We start from the raw sequence: 18,489 nt of genomic DNA on the forward strand, positions 1-18,489 counted from the left end.
CGTCACACTGATCCCGCAGTGCGCCCCGCCATCAAGGTCGGTCTTTCGACAGCCTCGGTCTACCCGTTGAGGACCGAGGCGGCCTTCGAGTACGCCGCCCGCCTCGGCTATGACGGTGTCGAGCTGATGGTCTGGGCCGAATCGGTCAGCCAGGACATCGCGGCGGTGCAGCGGCTGTCGCAGCGCTACGCCATGCCGGTACTGAGCGTGCACGCGCCCTGCCTGCTGATCTCGCAGCGCGTCTGGGGGGCCAACCCGATCTCCAAGCTCGAACGCAGCGTGCGCGCCGCCGAGGACCTCGGCGCTCAGACCGTTGTCGTGCATCCGCCATTTCGCTGGCAGCGCCGCTACGCGGAGGGCTTCACCGACCAGGTCGCCGAACTCGAGTCGGGCAGCGCGGTGATGATCGCGGTGGAGAACATGTTCCCGTTCCGGGCCGACCGCATCTTCGGGACCGGCCAGTCGTCGATCTCCCGCATGCGCAAGCGCGGAGGCACCCCGGGCGTCGCGGTGTCGGCGTTCGCGCCGTCCTACGACCCGCTGGACGGCAACCACGCGCACTACACGCTCGACCTGTCGCACTCGGCGACCGCGGGGACCGACGCCATCGACATGGCGGCCCGGATGGGCGAGGGGTTGGTGCACCTGCACCTGTGCGACGGCAGCGGGGCGTCGACCGACGAACACCTGGTGCCGGGCCGCGGCACCCAGCCCACCGCGGAGATCTGTCAGTCGCTGGCGGCGAGCAACTTCGCCGGCCACGTCATCCTCGAGGTGACCACCTCGGGCGCCAGGACGGCCGCCGAGCGCGAGGAGTTGCTGACCGAGTCGCTGGAATACGCCAGGACCCACCTGTTGCGGTGAACGCCGCCGCGTCACCCGAACGATTGGAGCTCATCGCCGTGTCGCACACCGTCGGATCGACGTCGTTCGCCGAGGCCATGGCACTCGTGCCGGTGCCCTCGGAGGGCGATGGCGTGCGCGCCGTCTTCGACGGGGTTCTCGACGAGGACTGGACCATCGGGCCGAAGGTCCACGGCGGCGCGATGCTGGCGCTGTGCGCGAACGCGGCCCGCACCGCGGTCCAGGCAGCCGGTGCGGCCGACGTCGAGCCCATCGCGGTGTCGGGCAGCTTCCTGTGGGCGCCCGACCCGGGGCCGCTGCGCGTGCTCACCACGATCCGCAAGCGCGGGCGGCGGGTCAGCCTCGTCGACGTCGAGCTGAATCAGGGCGAACGCACCGCCGTGCGGGCGACCATGACGATGGCGGCGCCCGAGCCCCACGCCGACCCGCTGCTGTCGGTGAACCCGGTGCTGCCGCTGATGGCCCCGGAGCCACCGCCCGACGTCGAGGCGATCGGCCCCGGGCATCCGATGGCCGACATCGTGCACCTCGCGCGCGGCTGCGAGATCCGGCCGGTGCTGACGACGATGGGGCCGCGCCCCGGTGACGGGCCGGGAGCGGATCGGGCACCGGTGATCGAGTACTGGGTGCGGCCGCGGCAGGGTTCGCCCGACGTGCTGTTCGCGCTGCTGTGCGGTGACGTGTCGGCGCCCGTCACCTACGCGGTGAACCGATTCGGTTGGGCCCCAACGGTTCAGCTGACGGCCTACGTCCGGGGCCGGCCCGCCGACGGCTGGCTGCGGGTGATCTGCACGACGACGGAGATCGGGCAGGAGTGGTTCGACGAGGACCACGTCGTCGTCGATTCGCAGGGACGCATCATCGTGCAGTCCCGTCAGCTCGCGTTGGTGCCCCAACCACCGTCGTAGCCGGCCGCCGCGAGCATGCGATGCTGGCTGCGTGGCGAGAATTGCGATCATCGGTGGCGGAAGTATCGGCGAGGCACTGCTTTCCGGGCTCCTGCGTTCGGGCAGGCAGGCCAGGGACATGGTGGTCGCCGAGCGGTTCCAAGAGCGGGCCAGCTACCTGGCGGACAAGTACGCCGTGCAGACGGCGTCGGTCGCCGATGCCGCCGAGAACGCCACCTACGTGATCGTCGCGGTCAAGCCGACGGACGTCGCGCAGGTGATCGGCGACATCGCCGACGCCGCCGCGCGCGCCGAGACCAACACGGCCGAGCAGGTGTTCGTGTCGGTGGCCGCCGGTGTCACCACGGCCTACTACGAGGCCAACCTGCCCGCGGGGTCACCCGTCATCCGGGTCATGCCGAACTCGCCCATCGTCGTGGGCGGCGGCGTCAGCGCGCTGGCCCCCGGCCGGTTCGCGACCCCCGAGCAGCTGAGCGAGGTGTCGGCGATCTTCGACGCGGTCGGCGGCGTCGTCACGGTCCCGGAGAGTCAGCTCGACGCCGTCACCGCGGTCTCCGGATCGGGTCCCGGCTACTTCTTCCTGATGGTCGAGGCGCTCGTCGACGCGGGCGTGGCCGTCGGTCTGCCGAGGGCCGTGGCCACCGATCTGGCCGCCCAGACCATGGCCGGTTCGGCCGCGATGTTGCTGGAGAGCATCGACCGGGCCGGTCTGGCGGGCGCGGGAACGTTCGGTCCGGTGATGGACACCAGCCCCGCCCAGTTGCGTGCCACCGTGACGTCGCCGGGCGGCACCACCGCGGCTGGGCTGCGGGAATTGGAGCGGGGGGGCCTGCGGGCCGCGGTGGCCGACGCCGTCGTGGCCGCAAAAACCCGCTCTGAGCAGCTAGGAATTACATCCGAGTAGTTCAACGATTTCGGACGGATTAGCCCACACCCGTCGCAATAACCCCAGTGGCCACGCTATTCTCCTCGAGGTAGCACGCTCAGCGCCAGCGGTGGGGAAGCCGCTGGGGCAGCGTGCCTGATTGATTGGGTTGCGATGACGTCTATGAACGGGCCCTCTTCGCGGGATTCCGCCGGCGGCAAGTCCGCGCGGGATGGCTCCGGCGGAGAACCGCCGCGCCAGCAATTCCTGACCGTCGCCGAAGTCGCGAGCCTCATGCGGGTGAGCAAGATGACGGTCTACCGGCTCGTTCACAACGGAGAGCTCCCCGCCGTGCGCGTGGGCCGCTCCTTCCGCGTGCACGCCAAGGCCGTGCACGACCTCCTGGAGACCTCGTACTTCGACGCGGGCTAGCGCACCGTCGCCCGCGCCGACGCAGCGGTTTTCGTACCGCCGCGGTCGCCGGGTAAGGTGGCGGTTCGGTTCTTTGGCACCACGCCGGAGATGTCTTAGGTAGCGGAGTTCATGGGTTCAGTCATCAAGAAGCGGCGCAAGCGTATGTCGAAGAAGAAGCACCGCAAGCTGCTTCGTCGCACTCGGGTGCAGCGCAGAAAATTGGGCAAGTAGCTCTCATCTTCGCCCGCTAGGCTGTGCCGATGGATTCCGATGGCCGGCCTACGCATGGCCATGGGCACGACGCCGGTAGCTCCGACTCGAGGGATGCCGCGCAGGGCCCCAAGGTGGTGCTCGTCACCGGTGCGTGTCGCTTCCTCGGCGGCTACCTCACCGCCCGGTTGGCGCAGAACCCGACGATCGATCACGTCATCGCGGTCGATGCGATCACGCCGAGCAAGGATCTGCTGCGTCGGATGGGTCGCGCCGAGTTCGTGCGAGCCGACATCCGAAATCCCTTCATCGCCAAGGTGATTCGCAACGGGAACGTCGACACGGTGGTGCACGCGGCGGCGGCGTCCTACGCGCCGCGCGCGGGCGGTCGCGCCGCGCTCAAGGAGCTCAACGTCATGGGCGCGATGCAGTTGTTCGCGGCATGCCAGAAGGCGCCGTCGGTGCGGCGGGTGGTCCTGAAGTCCACGTCGGAGGTCTACGGCTCGAGCCCGCGCGATCCCGTGCTGTTCACCGAGGACGGCAGCTCGCGGCGGCCACCCGGTGAGGGTTTCGCGCAGGACAGCATCGACATCGAGGGCTACGCGCGGGGTCTGGCGCGGCGACGTCCCGACATCAAGGTGACGATCCTGCGGCTGGCCAACATGATCGGCCCCGCGATGGACACCGCGCTCTCCCGCTTCCTCGCCGGACCCGTGGTGCCGTCGGTGCTGGGTCACGACGCCCGCCTGCAGCTGCTGCACGAACAGGACGCCCTCGGCGTGCTCGAGCGGGCCACGATCGCGGGCCGCTCCGGCACCTTCAACGTGGGCGCCGCGGGCATCATCATGATGTCGCAGGCGATTAGGCGCTCCGGCCGGGTGCCGCTGCCGGTGCCCAAATCGGCCCTCAGCGCGGTGGATTCGCTGCGCCGCGCCACCCGCTACACCGAACTCGACCGCGAACAGCTGAACTACGTCAGCTATGGGAGGGTCATGGACACCACGCGAATGCGCAAGGACCTAGGTTACAGCCCGAAGTGGACCACGGCGGAGGCTTTCGACGATTACGTGCGCGGTCGAGGCTTGACCCCGATCGTGGACCCGCGCTGGGTACGCTCGCTGGAGAGCCGCGCCATTTCGGCGGCGCAGCGGTGGGGGAGATAGTCTTGTACGACGGGGCGGGGAGAGGGTGGCGACGTGGCGGGTGAGTCGAAGGCGAAAGTGATTCCGCTGCACTCCAATTCGGGCCGTTCATCGGCTCAGCGGAGAGCTGCGGCACGTGCCGACGGAGCGCGGCGGCATCCGTCGCTCATCGAGGACCCCGGAACCAGGGCGTCGGCCGAGCAGGTCGCCGCCGTCGTCCGCGAGATCGACGACCGTCGCACGGCGGCCGGTGCCCCCAGCGAGGACTACGAGCCCAACGAACTCGCCCAGCGCATCGCCTCGGCCGCGGAGTTCCTGCGCAAGCGGATGAGCGGCGACTACGTCGTCGACGAGTTCGGCTTCGACAAGCACCTCAACGAGGCAATCTTTCTTCCGTTGCTACGCGGGCTCTTTCGCAACTGGTTCCGGGTCGAGGTCAGCGGTATCGAGAACCTCCCCGAGACCGGTGCGGCCCTCGTCGTCGCCAACCACGCCGGCGTCCTGCCGCTCGACGGGCTGATGGCCTCGGTCGCGGTGCACGACAATCACCCCACGAACCGCGACCTCCGGCTGCTGGCCGCCGACATGGTGTTCGACATGCCGATGGTCGGCCAGGCCGCGCGCAAGGCGGGCCACACGATGGCGTGCACCGCCGACGCCCACCGCCTGCTCGCGGCGGGCGAACTCACCGCGGTGTTCCCCGAGGGCTACAAGGGACTGGGCAAGAACTTCCGCGATCGGTACAAGCTGCAGCGCTTCGGCCGCGGCGGTTTCGTGGCCGCGGCGCTGCGGGCGGGCGCCCCGATCGTGCCCTGCTCGATCGTCGGGTCCGAGGAGATCTACCCGATGCTCAGCGACGTCAAGCTGCTGGCCCGGCTGCTTGGGCTGCCGTACTTCCCGATCACGCCGCTGTTTCCGCTGGCCGGTCCGCTCGGACTGGTGCCGCTGCCGTCGAAGTGGCACATCCAGTTCGGCGAGCCCATCTCGACGCGGGACTACGACGAGTCCGCGGCCGATGACCCCATGGTCACCTTCGAGCTGACCGACCAGGTCCGCGAGACCATTCAGCAGACGCTGTACCAACTGCTCGCCAACCGCAGGAACCCCTACCTCGGCTGAGCGTCGTCAGGAGCCGGCTTTGGTTTGCCCGGCAATCATGCGCTTCATCGCGGCGTCCCGCCCGGCCGCGATCTGCGCGGTGACTTCGGCGTTCTCGGCGGCGTTCGTCGACTCCCCGAACAGCGTGACGGTGCTCGTCAGCACGGGTCGGCCCTCGTCGTCGGTGACCTCGCCGCGGATCTCGGTGATGATCGCGCCGTGCGACTCGATCACCGAGTCGAGGTAGGAGTCGAACCACAGCTTGTCGCCGACCACGATCGGGCGGTGGAACACCAGCTTCTGGTCGCGGTGCAGCACGCGCTCCATGTTGATGGGCACGTCGAACTGATGAAAGATCTCGTCCTGCACCCGGCGACCCGCGACGGCGACGAAGGTCAGGGAGGCGATCAGCCCCTCCTGGCCACACTCGGCGGCCGCGGCCTCGGTGTAGTGGGCGGGGTGCTCGTCCTTCACCGAACGGGCGAATTCCCGCACCTTCTCACGGTCCACCAGGAAGTAGTCGGGATACCTGTAGTGGGTGCCGATGATGTCTTCGGCGATGCTCATGTCTCGTCGCTCCCCGCGTCGGCCCTGGATCCCAGCGGCGCCGAGCCTATCAGCGCGCGGTCACCGGCCGATCCCGCGAAGGCCGTTCCCGCCGCGGTGGGACACGACGGCGGCGAGCGCACCGCCCGCGGCGCCCAGCGCCAGCGCCGAGGGCACCCCGATGCGGGCGGCCTTGCGGGCGGTGCGGAAGTCGCGGATCTCCCACCCCCGCTTGCGCGCCAGGTCGCGCAGCGCGGCGTCGGGGTTGATCGCCACCGCGGTGCCGACCAGCGACAGCATGGGGACGTCGTTGATGCTGTCGGAGTAGGCCGTGCAGCGCCTCAGGTTGAGCCCCTCGCGGATCGCGAGTGACCGCACGGCGTGCGCCTTGCCCGCGCCGTGCAGGATCTCCCCGACGAGGCGGCCGGTGAACACCCCGTCCTTCGACTCGGCGACCGTGCCGAGCGCACCGGTCAGCCCGAGCTTGCGGGCGATCGTGGCGGCCAGCTCGTAGGGGGTGGCGGTGACGAGCCACACCTGCTGGCCGGCGTCGAGGTGCATCTCGGCCAGCGCGCGGGTGCCCTGCCAGATCTTGTCGGCGATGATCTCGTCGTAGATCTCCTCGCCGACCTCGGTCAGCTCCGAGGTCGGCCGCCCCTCGATGAACGCCAGCGCCTTGGTCCGGCCCGCGGCGACGTCGTCGCTGTTCTCCTTGCCGGTGAGCTGAAACTTGGCCTGCGCGTAGCCGAATCGCGCGAGGTCGCCGTAGGTGAAGTACTTGCGGGCCGCCAGGCCCCTGGCGAAGTGCACCAGGGAGGAGCCCTGCACGAGGGTGTTGTCGACGTCGAAGAACGCCGCCGCGGTCAGGTCGGGGGGCGGTGGGGCGTGCTCGACCTCGTCGGCGGCCACGGCGGCGGCAGCGGGCTCGACGGCGGCACCCGTGGCGGGGCCGGCCTCGAGATCGGCCGCCTCCGGACCGGTTGCAGCCCATGACTCGGACACGATTCAACATTAGGGCACGCGATACTGGGAGCCGTGGACCATGCGGCGAGTGCGCACACCGTGGAGTTGCTGACCCGGGCCGGCTGCAGCCTGTGCGAGAAGGCCGCGGCGCGGCTGGCCGAGCTGGCCGCCGAGTGGGGGTTCGCCCTCGTGTCGACCGACGTCGACGCTGCCGCGGCCGCCGGGGACCCCACCCTGCGCGCCGAGTACGGCGACCTGCTGCCCGTCGTGCTGCTCGACGGCGTCCAGCACAGCTACTGGGAGGTCGACGAGGCGGCGCTGCGGGCCGATCTGGCGGTCCCGCCGACGCGAGCCGACCGCCCGGCGAGCGAGCTCGGCTAATTTGGAGGGCGGGCTGGTAGACGGCTAATCTCGGAAGTGTTCCTGGGGCGAGCGAAGCGACGGGACTGAATGTTCCTGAGCAACGAAGCGACGGGGGACTGCACGAAGTGACGAGGTCATGAGCGTTCTTCTATTCGGAGTGTCTCACCGCAGCGCGCCCGTGTCGGTGCTCGAGCAGTTGAGCACCGACGAGGCCGATCAGACCAAGATCGTCGAAGAACTCCTGCGGTCGTCCCTCGTGACCGAGGCCATGGTGCTCGCGACCTGCAACCGCGTGGAGATCTACGCGGTCGTCGAAGCCTTCCACGGCGGCCTCTCCGTCATCGGCTCGGTGCTGTCCGAGCATTCCGGCATGTCCCTGGGCGACCTCACGAAGTACGCCTACGTGCGCTACGCCGAGGCCGCCGTCGAGCACCTGTTCGCGGTCGCCAGCGGCCTCGACAGCGCGGTGCTCGGCGAGCAGCAGGTGCTCGGCCAGGTCCGCCGCTCGTATGCCTCCGCCGAGGCCAACCAGACCGTCGGCCGCACGCTGCACGAGCTGGCGCAGCGGGCCCTGTCGGTCGGCAAGCGCGTGCACTCCGAGACGGGCATCGACGCCGCGGGCGCCTCGGTGGTCTCCGTCGCGCTCGACATGGCCGACCGCAAGCTGTCCGGGCTGGCAGGCCGCGCGGCCGCGGTGATCGGGGCCGGCTCCATGGGGTCGCTCGCCGCCGCGCACCTGAGCCGCGCCGGCATCGGCCGGGTGCACGTCGTGAACCGCTCGCTGCCGCGCGCGGAGCGGCTGGTCGAGAACCTCCGCGCCCAGGGCGTGGACGCCAAGGCCTTCCCGTTCGACCACATCCAGGCCGTGCTGGCCGACGCCGAGGTCGTGGTGACGTGCACCGGCGCCGTACGGCCCGTCGTGTCACTGGCCGACGTGCACCGCGGACTCGCGCACGGCCAGGAACCCAAGCAACTGGTGATCTGCGATCTCGGCATGCCCCGCGACGTCGACCCGGCCGTCGCCGGACTGCCCGGCGTCTACGTCGTGGACATGGACCGGATCCTGCGCGAACCGGCGTCGCGCGCGGCGGTCGACGACGCCGAGGCGGCCCGCGCCATCGTTGCCGCAGAGGTGGCCAACTACCTTGCCGGACAACGCATGGCCGAGGTCACGCCGACCGTGACGGCGTTGCGGCAGCGGGCTGCCGACGTCGTGGAGGCCGAACTGCTCCGGCTGGACAACCGGCTCCCGGGGCTCGACGTCGCGCAGCGCGACGAGGTCGCCAGGACCGTGCGCCGCGTCGTCGACAAGCTCCTGCACGCGCCGACGGTGCGCGTGAAGCAACTCGCGAGCGCGCCCGGCGGGGACAGCTACGCCGAGGCCCTGCGCGAGCTGTTCGAGCTCGACCCGCAGGCCGTCGACGCCGTCGCCGCCGGCGAATTGCCGCTCGTCGCACCGGATTTGGTGTTGGGTGAGACCCGGCGCGATCTGGGCCAGGCTGAGTAAGCACTTTGTCATTCACGCGCGACACGGTGATCCGAATCGGCACCAGGGGCAGCCTGCTCGCCACCACCCAGGCCGGTCTGATCCGGGACACCCTGCTCGCCAAGGGACACGCGGCCGAACTCGTCGTCGTCTCCACCGCGGGTGACCGCTCCAGTGAGCCGATCGCCGACATCGGTGTCGGCGTGTTCACCGCGGCCCTGCGCGACGCCATCGCCGACGGCCGGGTCGACGTTGCCGTGCACTCCTACAAGGATTTGCCGACCGCGTCCGACGACCGGTTCGTCATCGCCGCCATACCGCCCCGCGAGGACGCCAGGGACGCGTTGGTGGCCCGCGACGGGCTGGTGCTGGGGGAGTTGCCGGCCGGCTCGGTGATCGGCACGTCGAGCCCGCGGCGGGCGGCGCAGCTTAGAGCACTGGGTCTCGGTTTGGAAATTCGCCCCCTAAGAGGCAACCTAGACACCAGGTTGAACAGGGTAAGCAACGGTGATCTCGACGGCGTCGTCGTCGCCCGGGCGGGACTGGTCCGCATCGGACGACAGGGTGACGTCACCGAGACATTGGAGCCGGTGCAGATGTTGCCAGCACCGGCCCAGGGTGCACTCGCAGTGGAGTGTCGCGCGAGCGACGCCGAGCTCGCCGCGCTGCTGGCGGAGATGGACCATTCCGACACGCGCGTCGCAGTCACCGCGGAGCGAGTCCTGCTCGCCCAACTGGAGGCGGGCTGTTCCGCGCCGGTGGGTGCGATCGCAGAGGTGGTCGAGTCCATCGACGAGGAGGGCAACGTCTTCGAGGAGCTGTCGCTGCGCGGTTGCGTGGCGGCGCTGGACGGATCCGACGTGATCCGTGCGTCCGGAATCGGGACCCCCGAACGGGCCAGGGAGCTTGGGCTCTCGGTGGCCGCGGAGTTGTTCGATCTGGGAGCGCGGGACGTGTTGGATCAGCGGACGACAGAGCGGGAGTGAAGGATGACGACCCGAGGGCGCAAGAGCAAGCCCGGCCGCATCACGTTCGTCGGTTCAGGTCCCGGTGACCCGGGCCTGCTGACGACGAGGGCGCGCGCGGTACTGGCCAACGCGGCACTGGTCTTCACGGACCCAGACGTGCCGGAGGCGGTGCTCGCCATGGTCGGCTCGGAGCTGCCGCCGACGTCGGGCCCCGCGGAGGCGAGCCCGGCCACCGACGACGATGCGACGGCCGAGTCACCGGCCCCGACGACGCTGCCCGGCGGTGCGGACGTCCGCCCCGCCCTGGGCGATCCGACCGAGGTCGCCAAGCTGCTGGTGCACGAGGCGCGCAACGGCGTGGACGTCGTGCGGCTGGTGGCGGGCGACCCGCTGTCGGTCGACTCCGTCATCACCGAGGTGAGCGCGCTGGCGCGCACGCAGTCGCACTTCGAGATCGTGCCCGGCCTCTCGCCGGCCGCCGCGGTGCCGACGTACGCCGGGCTGCCGCTCGGGTCCTCGCACACCGTGGCCGACGTCCGCGGCGACGTGGACTGGGCCGCGCTCGCGGCCGCGCCGGGGCCGCTGATCCTGCACGCGACGGCCACCCACCTGCCCGACGCGGCGCGCACCCTGATCGAGTACGGCCTGACCGACACCACGCCCTGCGTCGTGACCGCGAACGGCACCACGTGCCAGCAGCGTTCGGTCGAGTCGACGCTGGCCGGGCTGCTCGACAAGGCCACGCTGGCCGGCGCCGATCCGGCCGGTCCGCTGGCGGGCCCGCTGGTGGCGACCATCGGCAAGACCGTCGCGAACCGCGCCAAGCTGAACTGGTGGGAGAGCCGCGCGCTGTACGGCTGGACCGTGCTGGTGCCGCGCACCAAGGACCAGGCGGGCGAGATGAGCGAGCGACTGGTGTCGCATGGCGCCCTGCCGATCGAGGTGCCGACCATCGCCGTCGAGCCGCCGCGCAGCCCCGCTCAGATGGAAAGGGCCGTCAAGGGTTTGGTCGATGGCCGCTTCCAGTGGGTCGTGTTCACCTCCACCAACGCCGTGCGCGCCGTGTGGGAGAAGTTCAACGAGTTCGGTCTCGACGCGCGGGCGTTCTCCGGTGTGAAGATCGCCTGCGTCGGGCAAGCGACCGCAGATCGGGTGCGCGCCTTCGGCATCAATCCCGAACTGGTCCCGTCCGGTGAGCAGTCCTCCCTCGGCCTGCTCGACGAATTCCCGCCGTACGACGACATCTTCGACCCGGTCAACCGCGTGCTGCTGCCGCGCGCCGACATCGCCACCGAGACGCTCGCCGAGGGACTTCGGATGCGCGGGTGGGAGATCGAGGACGTCACCGCGTACCGCACCGTCCGGGCCGCGCCGCCGCCCGCGCAGACGCGCGAGATGATCAAGACCGGCGGGTTCGACGCGGTGTGCTTCACGTCGAGTTCGACGGTGCGCAACCTCGTCGGCATCGCGGGCAAGCCGCACGCGCGGACGATCGTCGCGTGCATCGGGCCCAAGACCGCCGAGACCGCAGCCGAATTCGGGCTTCGGGTCGACGTGCAGCCCGAGACCGCAGCCGTGGCTCCGCTGGTCGAGGCGCTCGCCGAGCACGCCGCGCGGCTGCGCGCCGAGGGTGCCCTGCCGCCCCCGCGCAAGAAGAGTCGCCGGCGCTAGGAGTCGCTGTCGTGGCATTCCCGAGGCATCGCCCGCGTCGCCTGCGCACCACCCCGGCCCTGCGCCGGCTGGTGGCGCAGACGTCGCTGGAGCCCCGGCATCTGGTGCTGCCGATGTTCGTCGCCGACGGCATCGCCGAACCGCAGCCGATCGCGTCCATGCCGGGAGTGGTTCAGCACACCAGGGATTCGCTGCGCAAGGCCGCCGAGGAGGCCGTCGCCGCGGGCGTCGGCGGGCTGATGCTGTTCGGCGTCCCCCGCGACGAGGACAAGGACGCGGCCGGGTCGGTCGGCACCGCTCGCGACGGCATCCTCAACGTCGCGCTGCGCGACCTCGCGGCCGACCTCGGCCAGGACACGGTGCTGATGGCCGACACCTGTCTCGACGAGTTCACCGACCACGGCCACTGCGGCGTGCTCGACGCCCGCGGCCGCGTCGACAACGACGCCACCAATCTCCGATACGTCGAACTCGCAGTGGCACAAGCGAATTCGGGAGCCCACGTGGTGGCCCCGAGCGGCATGATGGACGGCCAGGTGGCGGCGATCCGCGACGGTCTCGACGCGGCGGGGCACACCGACGTGGTGATCCTCGCCTACGCGGCAAAGTTCGCCTCCGGCTTCTACGGACCGTTCCGCGAGGCGGTCTCCTCGAGTCTGGATGGCGACCGGCGCACCTATCAGCAGAATCCGGGCAATGCCCGCGAGGCGCTGCACGAGGTCGAACTCGACCTCGTCGAGGGCGCCGACATCATCATGGTCAAACCGGCCATGGCCTACCTCGACGTGGTGCGGGCCGCGGCCGAGATGTCACCGGTTCCCGTTGCGGCATATCAGGTTTCGGGCGAGTACTCCATGATCAGCGCGGCGGCCGCCAACGGCTGGATCGATCTGCGGACCGTCGCGCTGGAATCGCTGACGGGCATCCGCCGGGCGGGCGCCGACATCGTGCTGACCTACTGGGCGGCCGAGGTCGCGGACTGGCTGGCGTGACGGCACCCGCGGGGCGGCCGGAGGACGTCGACACCGGATTCTGGCTGTGGTTGGTGGCGCTGCCGCTGATGATGATCGGGTACGTCGTCGACCTCGTGACGGTCCCCGTCCACGGCCCCGCGGTGCTGGTGTACGGCGTCTCGGCGATCTTCCTGGTCGTGGTGGCGTCGGTGGCGCTGACGTTCCTGCTGCTGATGCGGGTGGGCTATCGCTGGGCGCGCACGGTGCTCAGCGGCGGGGGCACGGCGACCATCGTCTACGCGGTGAGCAATCTGTTCGCCGACCGGCCCCCGGCGGCCGCGATGGCGTACGCGGGCACCGCGATCGTCGGATCGGTCTGCATCGCGGGTGGCGTCTTCGTGCTGCACCGTCAGGACGCCCACGCCTTCTTCGTTCGCTGAGCGGGACGATAGTCTGGTCCGACCATGCCAGCCACCCCCTCGCCGCAGTCATCGCCTGCCGTCGGCAGGCCGCGCACCGTCACGATCGCGTTCTGGTGCTGGGTGGTGGCCGCCGTGCTCACCGCGGCCCAGGGCCTGTGGCTCGCGACCCACGCGGTCCCGCTGTTCTTCCTGCTGGCGGGCGTCCTGCTCGTCGTGATGGGGCTGGCGCAGGCCTGCCTGGCCGGTCAGGCCCGCAAGGGGCAGAAGCGCTTCGGCTTCGCGGCCGTCGGGCTGGCGCTGGCCTCGGTGGCGATCCTTGCGCTGCTGCTGCTGTTCGGTGGTGGCGGCGTCCTCACCGTTGCCGTCATCATGATCCTGCTGATCACCGGCTCGGCGATGAACCAGCGTCCGACGTCGCAGGAGTGGTACGACGGACTGGCCGGGGCATGACCGACACCCGGCGCGACGAGTCGACGGTGTTGTTCGCCGAGCCTGGTGCGTCGCTGTGGTGGCTGCTGGCGGGCCCGCTGTCGGCGGCGACGATGCTGTCCATCCAGGTGTCCTCCGGGTACGGGTGGCGTCCGCTGCTGCCGCTGGTCTTCCTGCTGCTCGTCACCGCGTTCCTCGGCCTGCAGGTCAAGGCGGCGCGCATCCACACGTCGGTCGAGTTGACGCCGGAATACCTCCGGCAGGGCGCCGAGACCATCCGCATCTCCGAGATCGTGAAGATCTACCCGGAGGCCGACGGTGACGAGGTGCCCCGATGGCAGTCGGCGCGGGCCCTCGGCGAGCTGACCGGCGTCCCACGCGGCAGGACCGGCATCGGCCTCAAGCTCGACAGCGACCGCCGGGCGCAGGCCTGGGCGCGCAAGCACCGCCGGTTGCGGGCGGCGCTGGAGTCCCTCGTCGACGGGCGGGCGTCGTGAGGATCCGGCCCGCCATCGAGCTGGTCGTCGCGGTGGTGGCCGCGATCGGAGCCGTCACGAGCTGGGTGGCGGCGCGGGCCGCCACGACGGCGGCCCCGGTCATCGCCTCGGAGCCGTCGATGCCGACGTCGACCTACGATCCGTCGCTGATCGTGCTGGCGCTGCTGCTGGCCACCGTCGCCGGCGTGCTGGCCGTGCTGGGGGTGGCCGGGCTGCGGCGACGGTGAGCCCCGCCACCAGGGCTTGGTACAAAGTGCAATTTCTGTAACACTGTTCCCATGACCGAACTCGCGGACCCCCGCCCGCAGGCCGATGCCCTCCCACTCGGGCGTGACTCCCTGGTGTGGAAGTACTTCGGCGACAACCGCATGTACCTGATCGGGCCGCGGCCCGCCGTGCTGCAGAACATGCTGGCCGAACTCGGGCAGGGCGTGCTGGACCACTCGGTGTTCTTCTCCGACACCGCCGCCAGGGTCAAGCGGTCGATCCCGCCGATCATGATGACGGTCTACGGCGAGCCGGATTCGGGGGAGGGCACCCGGGTGCGGGACTTTCACCGCGACATCAAGGGCGACATGACCCTGCCCGACGGGACGGGCGTCCGCTACCACGCACTCGATCCCAACACCTACTTCTGGGCGCACGCCACGTTCGTCGAGCAGGTGCTGTACTTCGCCGACACGTTCGTCACGCGCCTGACCGAGCGCGAGAAGGAGCAGATCTACGCCGAGTCCAAGACGTGGTACCGCCGCTACGGGGTCAGCGATCGACCGATGCCCGCGGATTACGCGGCGTTCCAACGGTATTGGGAGCACATGATGGACGACGTCCTGGTGGCCCACCCGACCGCGAAGTACGGTGTCGGCTACGTCACGAAGGGCTTCCCGCGGCCCAAGGGGGTCTCGCCGCTGGCGTGGCGGCTGATCGCCCCGCTGTTCGACCCGGTCGCCGCGTTCCTCACGACCGGTGGGCTGCCGCCGCGCGCCCGCGAGCTGCTGGACCTGCCGTGGAGCCGGCGCCAGGAGCGGGCCTACCGGGTGTTCGCGGCGGCGTGGCGCTCGCGACCGGTCAACTGGGTGTGGGACCGTCTGCCAATGACGGTGCGCTACAACACCTTTGCCCAAGCCGGCTATGCCCGCGGCTGACGCGACCCAGGCGATCCTGGACGCGGCCCTGGTGGAGTTCGAACGCCACGGCTTCCGCCGGGTCGCGCTCGACGACGTGGCCCGCCGCGCCGGGGTCAGTCGCACCACCATCTACCGCAGGTTCGCCAACCGCGACGAACTGGTGGCCGCGGTCATCGAACGCGAGAACGTCGCGTTGTTCGCCGACATTGCCGCCGAGCTGAAGCATGCCGAGCGCACGGCGAACTACTACGTCGAGGCGTTCACGCAGTCGATCCTGATGTTCCGCCGACACCGCGTGCTCAACGGCATGATGACCGACGAACCCGCCCTGGTGCTGGAACTGGCGCGCCAGCACTACGGCGCCGCGGTCGGGCGGATGGCCGAAGCGCTGCGGGAGATCTTCCCCGCGGGTTTCGCCGACCGGATCGGCACGGCGGCCGTCGACGATCTGGCCGACACCATCCTGCGCTACGCGGCCGTGGTCCTGCTGCTGCCCAGTGCCGAACCGCTCGACACCCCCGACGCGCTGCGGGCGTTCGCCCGGCGCCACTTCGTGCCGAGCCTGCCCGCCGCGCTGCGCGCGGTCCCGGTCTGACGAGCCCACCTGCCACTGTTTCGTGCGTCACACTTTCGGGCAGCCTGCCGACATGGCAACCGAACAGCAGGACACCTCCCAGGAGCCCGAGACCTACGAGACCGGGCAACTCGCCGAGAAGCCCGAAGTCACGCAAGAGCACGAGGATAAGGCCAAGGAAATGGCCAAGGCCTACCAGGACGACCGACCCACCATCGGGTTGCCGGGAACCAGCAACACCGTGAGCGGGCAGGCGGTGAACGAGTGGGTCGACGAGGACGGTTCGCCGAAGTTCGGCGACGTCGAGGACGGCGGGGGCGTCAAGCGCGAAGACGTCATGGGCGTCCGCGAGAAGCCGATGGGCGAGGACGACGAGTAGTCCCGCCGAGCAGTCCGTCGCGGTTCAGTCCGTGGTGGTTCAGTCCGTCGTGATGGCGCGCAGGCCGGCGACGAGTTCGGTGACGGTCGCGGGCTCGCTCAGGTGGCGGGTCACCATCATCCCGGGCATCAGCGTCAGGAAGACCTTCGCGACGGCATTCGGGTCGGCGTCCGGCGCGATCACGCCGGTGGCCTGCCAGCGTTCGGCGAGTCGCGTGAAGTACACCAGCGCCTCGGCGTAGAAGCGAATGGCCTTGTCGTGCAAGGCCGGTCGACGCAGCGCCTCTCCCCATGCCACGATGGAGATCTTGGTCATGTCATAGCCGGATCCCTCGGCCTGACGTCGCAGCCCCTCGGCCAGGAGGTCGAGCAGTTCCGCCGGGCCGGGCGCCGGATCGGTCAGCTCGGTGCCGCGCAGTGTCTCGCGCAGCACGAGCAGCGCCTCGTCGGCTGCGGCGTCGATCAGCTCCTCCTTCCCCGCGAAGTAGCGGTAGACCGCGTTCGGCGACATGCCCGTCTCGGCGATGATCTGATCCATCGACGTCGCGTGAAAACCCTGGCGGGAGAAGCACTTCCACGCACTGACCAGGACGTGTCGGCGACGCTGCTCGCGCACCTCGTCCGACAGCTTGGGCATTCGCCCACTCTAGGCACCCGTCACCCGTTGCGAGATCGGGCCGGGCCGCTTATTGTCTAAACGGTAACGAACGTTATCGTTTGAGAGAGGTCATCGCATGGTCGCCTCGCTGCCGACCCATACCGACGTCCTGATCGTGGGAGCCGGTCCCGCGGGACTCGCGCTCGCCGCCAGCCTGGCCCAGCTCGGCGTCGACCACACCGTCGTCGACCGGGCGCCCGGGCCGTCGACCGGTTCGCGCGCCGCCGCCGTCCAGCCCCGGACGCTGGAGTACCTCGACCGCATCCACGTCGCCGACACCCTGATCGACGACGGGTTGCCGGGGCGCGGCTTCGTCGTCGCCGACCGGGACCGCACCCTGCTGCGGACCGACTACGGACGGGTCGCCAGCCCGTTCCCCTTCCTGCTGCTGATCTCTCAACAGCAGACCGAACTGCGGCTGCTCCAGCGGCTGGAAGCGCTCGGCGGACGGGTCCACCGCGGCGTGCGGCTGCTGACGCTGCAGGACGAATTCCCTGGCACCGCAGCGACTCTCGTCGACTCCACGGGCATCGTCCGGGTCATCCACGCGCGGTACGTGGCGGGTTGCGACGGGCTGCACAGCCGGGTGCGCGACCAGGCGGGCGGCCGGTTCCCCGGCGAGGCGCCCGCGACGCTGTTCGCGGTCGCCGACGCCCGTGCGTCGGGACGCCCCGACGACGACCTCGACACGACGTTCACGCTGGCGCCCGCGGGTTTGCTGATCACCTCCGCGCTGCCCGGTGATCAGCTGCGGCTGGTGGCCGGGGTGGCGCCGGGCACGACGGCCCCGACGCCCGCCGAACTCGACGACCTGATCGCCACCAGGGGCGGGCGGGCCATGCGACGCCTGCGCATCACGGAAGTGGTGGCGAGCTCGACGTACCGCGTCCAGCAGCGGGTCGCGGATCGGCTGCGCCTCGGTGACGTCTTCCTCGTCGGCGATGCCGCGCACACCCACAGCCCGGCGGGCGGCCAGGGGATGAACACCGGGATTCAGGACGCGGGCAACCTCGCGTGGAAGCTGGCCCTGGCGTTGGACCGTGCCAGGCCCATCGACGTGCTGGACACCTATCAGTCCGAACGCCACCCCGTCGCGGCCGAACTGATCGCATTCACCGCGCAGCTGATGGCGGTGGCTACCGTCGCCGACCCGGGCGCGGCCGCGGTGCGCAACGACGTCATCGCCGCTGCCGCCGGCGTGCCGGGGGTCACCGACCTGCTCGCGACCAAGCTGGCCCAGCTCGACATCGACTACGCCGACCGCACCGCCGGGCCGATGGCACCGGGCCGGCGGGCCCCGCTCGACCTCGCGCCGGCGGACGACCTCACCTGGAGTGTCGGCGCGCCCGACGACGCCGGGCAGTCCACCTACGTCCGCCCGGACGGCATCGTCGCCGACCCGGAGCTAGGCGCCCGGATCCTCGACCGCGAAGGAGCCACCCCATGACGGCCCCACCCGTCCTCGGCCTGCATCACCTCAAGGTGCCCGTCGCGGATCTCGACGCCGGCCTCGCCTGGTACGAACGGATCCTGGGCGCCACCCACCTGTCGCGGTTCGACCACGTCGACCGGCACGGCCAGCGCTACGCCGTCATCGTCGGCGTGCCCGGCCTCGACACGCCCGTGGAGCTGCGCTGGGCACCCGCCGCGGCAACGGCCGCGGCGGGCTATGACCCGATCAATCTCGCCGTGGCATCCGTCGACGACCTGCACGCCTGGGCGGAGCACCTCGACGCCGAGGGCGTCGCCCACTCGGGCGTCGTCACCGGTGGAGCCGGCCACCTGCTGGTCTTCGCCGATCCGGACGGCATGTTCCTGCGCCTCGCCGACGTCCCGTCCGGCGGCGTCGAGGACATCACGATGCCCCAGGGCGACCCGGAGCCCGACGACCCGTGGCTCTCGCCGCCGTCGATGCGCCATCCCGGACCCGCCGCGCCTTTGCCGTCGTAGCGG

Annotated in this window: 24 protein-coding genes; 21 read left to right on the top strand and 3 right to left on the bottom strand. The window is 70.6% G+C overall.

From position 1 onward, the window contains the following. Positions 1–18: 18 nt before the first annotated feature. From G6N60_RS04210 to G6N60_RS04240, 7 genes are all read left to right on the top strand, one after another. Positions 19–864: a sugar phosphate isomerase/epimerase family protein gene (locus tag G6N60_RS04210; protein ID WP_163732989.1), complete on the top strand. Its 846-nt coding sequence runs from the start codon at positions 19–21 to the stop codon at positions 862–864. Positions 865–941: 77 nt separating this feature from the next. Then, the gene (locus G6N60_RS04215; protein ID WP_163743432.1) at positions 942–1,772 is read left to right on the top strand and encodes a thioesterase family protein; all 831 of its coding nucleotides are present in this window, start codon (positions 942–944) and stop codon (positions 1,770–1,772) included. 31 nt (positions 1,773–1,803) lie between these two features. Next, a complete protein-coding gene (gene proC, locus G6N60_RS04220; RefSeq protein ID WP_163732992.1) occupies positions 1,804–2,676 on the top strand; it encodes a pyrroline-5-carboxylate reductase in 873 nt (290 codons plus the stop codon). Positions 2,677–2,811: 135 nt separating this feature from the next. Beyond that, positions 2,812–3,069, top strand: coding sequence for a helix-turn-helix domain-containing protein (locus G6N60_RS04225; RefSeq protein ID WP_163732995.1), 258 nt, complete (start codon positions 2,812–2,814; stop codon positions 3,067–3,069). A 111-nt stretch (positions 3,070–3,180) separates the two neighbouring features. After that, positions 3,181–3,282 carry a 30S ribosomal protein bS22 gene (locus tag G6N60_RS04230; RefSeq protein WP_003402602.1) on the top strand — a complete coding sequence of 34 codons (102 nt, stop codon included), beginning with the start codon at positions 3,181–3,183 and terminating at the stop codon, positions 3,280–3,282. Between the two features lie 29 nt (positions 3,283–3,311). After that, positions 3,312–4,424, top strand: a complete 1,113-nt coding sequence (locus G6N60_RS04235; protein WP_179969638.1) for an SDR family oxidoreductase — start codon at positions 3,312–3,314, stop codon at positions 4,422–4,424. Between the two features lie 33 nt (positions 4,425–4,457). Beyond that, positions 4,458–5,522 (top strand): lysophospholipid acyltransferase family protein, encoded by a 1,065-nt coding sequence (locus G6N60_RS04240; RefSeq protein ID WP_163732999.1) that lies wholly within the window; start codon positions 4,458–4,460, stop codon positions 5,520–5,522. A 6-nt stretch (positions 5,523–5,528) separates the two neighbouring features. Here G6N60_RS04240 and G6N60_RS04245 read toward each other — a convergent pair whose 3' ends face one another. Further along, positions 5,529–6,068 carry an FAS1-like dehydratase domain-containing protein gene (locus tag G6N60_RS04245; RefSeq protein WP_163733002.1) on the bottom strand — a complete coding sequence of 180 codons (540 nt, stop codon included), beginning with the start codon at positions 6,066–6,068 and terminating at the stop codon, positions 5,529–5,531. Positions 6,069–6,128: 60 nt separating this feature from the next. Then, entirely contained in the window at positions 6,129–6,956 is an 828-nt protein-coding gene (locus G6N60_RS04250) for an HAD family hydrolase (RefSeq protein WP_246241125.1), read from the bottom strand. A gap of 126 nt (positions 6,957–7,082) precedes the next feature. Here G6N60_RS04250 and G6N60_RS04255 point away from each other — a divergent pair, with 126 nt between their 5' ends. The 12 genes from G6N60_RS04255 to G6N60_RS04310 all read left to right on the top strand — a co-directional run bounded on the left by G6N60_RS04255 (position 7,083) and on the right by G6N60_RS04310 (position 15,879). After that, a complete protein-coding gene (locus tag G6N60_RS04255) occupies positions 7,083–7,391 on the top strand; it encodes a glutaredoxin family protein (RefSeq protein WP_179969639.1) in 309 nt (102 codons plus the stop codon). Positions 7,392–7,509: 118 nt separating this feature from the next. Next, a complete protein-coding gene (locus tag G6N60_RS04260; protein WP_163733005.1) occupies positions 7,510–8,880 on the top strand; it encodes a glutamyl-tRNA reductase in 1,371 nt (456 codons plus the stop codon). A gap of 26 nt (positions 8,881–8,906) precedes the next feature. Beyond that, positions 8,907–9,845: a hydroxymethylbilane synthase gene (gene hemC, locus G6N60_RS04265; RefSeq protein WP_163733008.1), complete on the top strand. Its 939-nt coding sequence runs from the start codon at positions 8,907–8,909 to the stop codon at positions 9,843–9,845. Between the two features lie 3 nt (positions 9,846–9,848). Further along, on the top strand, positions 9,849–11,498 hold the full coding sequence (locus G6N60_RS04270) for a bifunctional uroporphyrinogen-III C-methyltransferase/uroporphyrinogen-III synthase (RefSeq protein WP_163733011.1): 1,650 nt from the start codon (positions 9,849–9,851) through the stop codon (positions 11,496–11,498). 11 nt (positions 11,499–11,509) lie between these two features. After that, positions 11,510–12,490 carry a porphobilinogen synthase gene (gene hemB / locus G6N60_RS04275; RefSeq protein ID WP_163733013.1) on the top strand — a complete coding sequence of 327 codons (981 nt, stop codon included), beginning with the start codon at positions 11,510–11,512 and terminating at the stop codon, positions 12,488–12,490. Beyond that, positions 12,478–12,891 (top strand): hypothetical protein, encoded by a 414-nt coding sequence (locus G6N60_RS04280; protein ID WP_163743440.1) that lies wholly within the window; start codon positions 12,478–12,480, stop codon positions 12,889–12,891. Before hemB ends, G6N60_RS04280 begins: the two co-directional genes overlap by 13 nt. 24 nt (positions 12,892–12,915) lie before the next feature. Next, positions 12,916–13,323, top strand: a complete 408-nt coding sequence (locus G6N60_RS04285; protein ID WP_163733016.1) for a hypothetical protein — start codon at positions 12,916–12,918, stop codon at positions 13,321–13,323. Continuing rightward, positions 13,320–13,799, top strand: a complete 480-nt coding sequence (locus G6N60_RS04290) for a transport-regulating membrane protein Mce1N (RefSeq protein WP_163733019.1) — start codon at positions 13,320–13,322, stop codon at positions 13,797–13,799. Before G6N60_RS04285 ends, G6N60_RS04290 begins: the two co-directional genes overlap by 4 nt. Further along, on the top strand, positions 13,796–14,026 hold the full coding sequence (locus tag G6N60_RS04295) for a hypothetical protein (RefSeq protein WP_163733023.1): 231 nt from the start codon (positions 13,796–13,798) through the stop codon (positions 14,024–14,026). Before G6N60_RS04290 ends, G6N60_RS04295 begins: the two co-directional genes overlap by 4 nt. 51 nt (positions 14,027–14,077) lie before the next feature. Further along, positions 14,078–14,944 carry an oxygenase MpaB family protein gene (locus tag G6N60_RS04300; protein WP_163733026.1) on the top strand — a complete coding sequence of 289 codons (867 nt, stop codon included), beginning with the start codon at positions 14,078–14,080 and terminating at the stop codon, positions 14,942–14,944. After that, positions 14,931–15,521 (top strand): TetR/AcrR family transcriptional regulator, encoded by a 591-nt coding sequence (locus G6N60_RS04305; RefSeq protein WP_163733028.1) that lies wholly within the window; start codon positions 14,931–14,933, stop codon positions 15,519–15,521. Before G6N60_RS04300 ends, G6N60_RS04305 begins: the two co-directional genes overlap by 14 nt. A gap of 52 nt (positions 15,522–15,573) precedes the next feature. Then, positions 15,574–15,879, top strand: a complete 306-nt coding sequence (locus G6N60_RS04310; RefSeq protein ID WP_163730756.1) for a hypothetical protein — start codon at positions 15,574–15,576, stop codon at positions 15,877–15,879. A 39-nt stretch (positions 15,880–15,918) separates the two neighbouring features. Here G6N60_RS04310 and G6N60_RS04315 read toward each other — a convergent pair whose 3' ends face one another. Beyond that, positions 15,919–16,515 (bottom strand): TetR/AcrR family transcriptional regulator, encoded by a 597-nt coding sequence (locus G6N60_RS04315; protein ID WP_163733032.1) that lies wholly within the window; start codon positions 16,513–16,515, stop codon positions 15,919–15,921. A 97-nt stretch (positions 16,516–16,612) separates the two neighbouring features. On the opposite strand from G6N60_RS04315, the gene G6N60_RS04320 reads away from it, so the two are divergent. Further along, positions 16,613–17,983: an FAD-dependent monooxygenase gene (locus tag G6N60_RS04320; protein ID WP_163733034.1), complete on the top strand. Its 1,371-nt coding sequence runs from the start codon at positions 16,613–16,615 to the stop codon at positions 17,981–17,983. Then, on the top strand, positions 17,980–18,486 hold the full coding sequence (locus G6N60_RS04325) for a VOC family protein (protein ID WP_163733037.1): 507 nt from the start codon (positions 17,980–17,982) through the stop codon (positions 18,484–18,486). Before G6N60_RS04320 ends, G6N60_RS04325 begins: the two co-directional genes overlap by 4 nt. Positions 18,487–18,489 lie beyond the last annotated feature (3 nt).

The sequence above is a fragment of the Mycolicibacterium madagascariense genome (assembly GCF_010729665.1).
GTDB classification, from domain to species: Bacteria; Actinomycetota; Actinomycetes; order Mycobacteriales; family Mycobacteriaceae; genus Mycobacterium; species Mycobacterium madagascariense.

Coding starts and splice junctions, on each gene's coding strand:
- G6N60_RS04300 (WP_163733026.1), top strand. CDS start 14,078: ATGACCGAACTCGCGGACCCCCGCCCGCAGGCCGATGCCCTCCCACTC.
- G6N60_RS04260 (WP_163733005.1), top strand. CDS start 7,510: ATGAGCGTTCTTCTATTCGGAGTGTCTCACCGCAGCGCGCCCGTGTCG.
- G6N60_RS04225 (WP_163732995.1), top strand. CDS start 2,812: ATGACGTCTATGAACGGGCCCTCTTCGCGGGATTCCGCCGGCGGCAAG.
- G6N60_RS04290 (WP_163733019.1), top strand. CDS start 13,320: ATGACCGACACCCGGCGCGACGAGTCGACGGTGTTGTTCGCCGAGCCT.
- G6N60_RS04270 (WP_163733011.1), top strand. CDS start 9,849: ATGACGACCCGAGGGCGCAAGAGCAAGCCCGGCCGCATCACGTTCGTC.
- G6N60_RS04305 (WP_163733028.1), top strand. CDS start 14,931: ATGCCCGCGGCTGACGCGACCCAGGCGATCCTGGACGCGGCCCTGGTG.
- G6N60_RS04325 (WP_163733037.1), top strand. CDS start 17,980: ATGACGGCCCCACCCGTCCTCGGCCTGCATCACCTCAAGGTGCCCGTC.
- G6N60_RS04230 (WP_003402602.1), top strand. CDS start 3,181: ATGGGTTCAGTCATCAAGAAGCGGCGCAAGCGTATGTCGAAGAAGAAG.
- G6N60_RS04235 (WP_179969638.1), top strand. CDS start 3,312: ATGGATTCCGATGGCCGGCCTACGCATGGCCATGGGCACGACGCCGGT.
- G6N60_RS04245 (WP_163733002.1), bottom strand. CDS start 6,068: ATGAGCATCGCCGAAGACATCATCGGCACCCACTACAGGTATCCCGAC.
- G6N60_RS04285 (WP_163733016.1), top strand. CDS start 12,916: ATGCCAGCCACCCCCTCGCCGCAGTCATCGCCTGCCGTCGGCAGGCCG.
- G6N60_RS04215 (WP_163743432.1), top strand. CDS start 942: ATGGCACTCGTGCCGGTGCCCTCGGAGGGCGATGGCGTGCGCGCCGTC.
- G6N60_RS04320 (WP_163733034.1), top strand. CDS start 16,613: ATGGTCGCCTCGCTGCCGACCCATACCGACGTCCTGATCGTGGGAGCC.
- G6N60_RS04310 (WP_163730756.1), top strand. CDS start 15,574: ATGGCAACCGAACAGCAGGACACCTCCCAGGAGCCCGAGACCTACGAG.
- G6N60_RS04315 (WP_163733032.1), bottom strand. CDS start 16,515: ATGCCCAAGCTGTCGGACGAGGTGCGCGAGCAGCGTCGCCGACACGTC.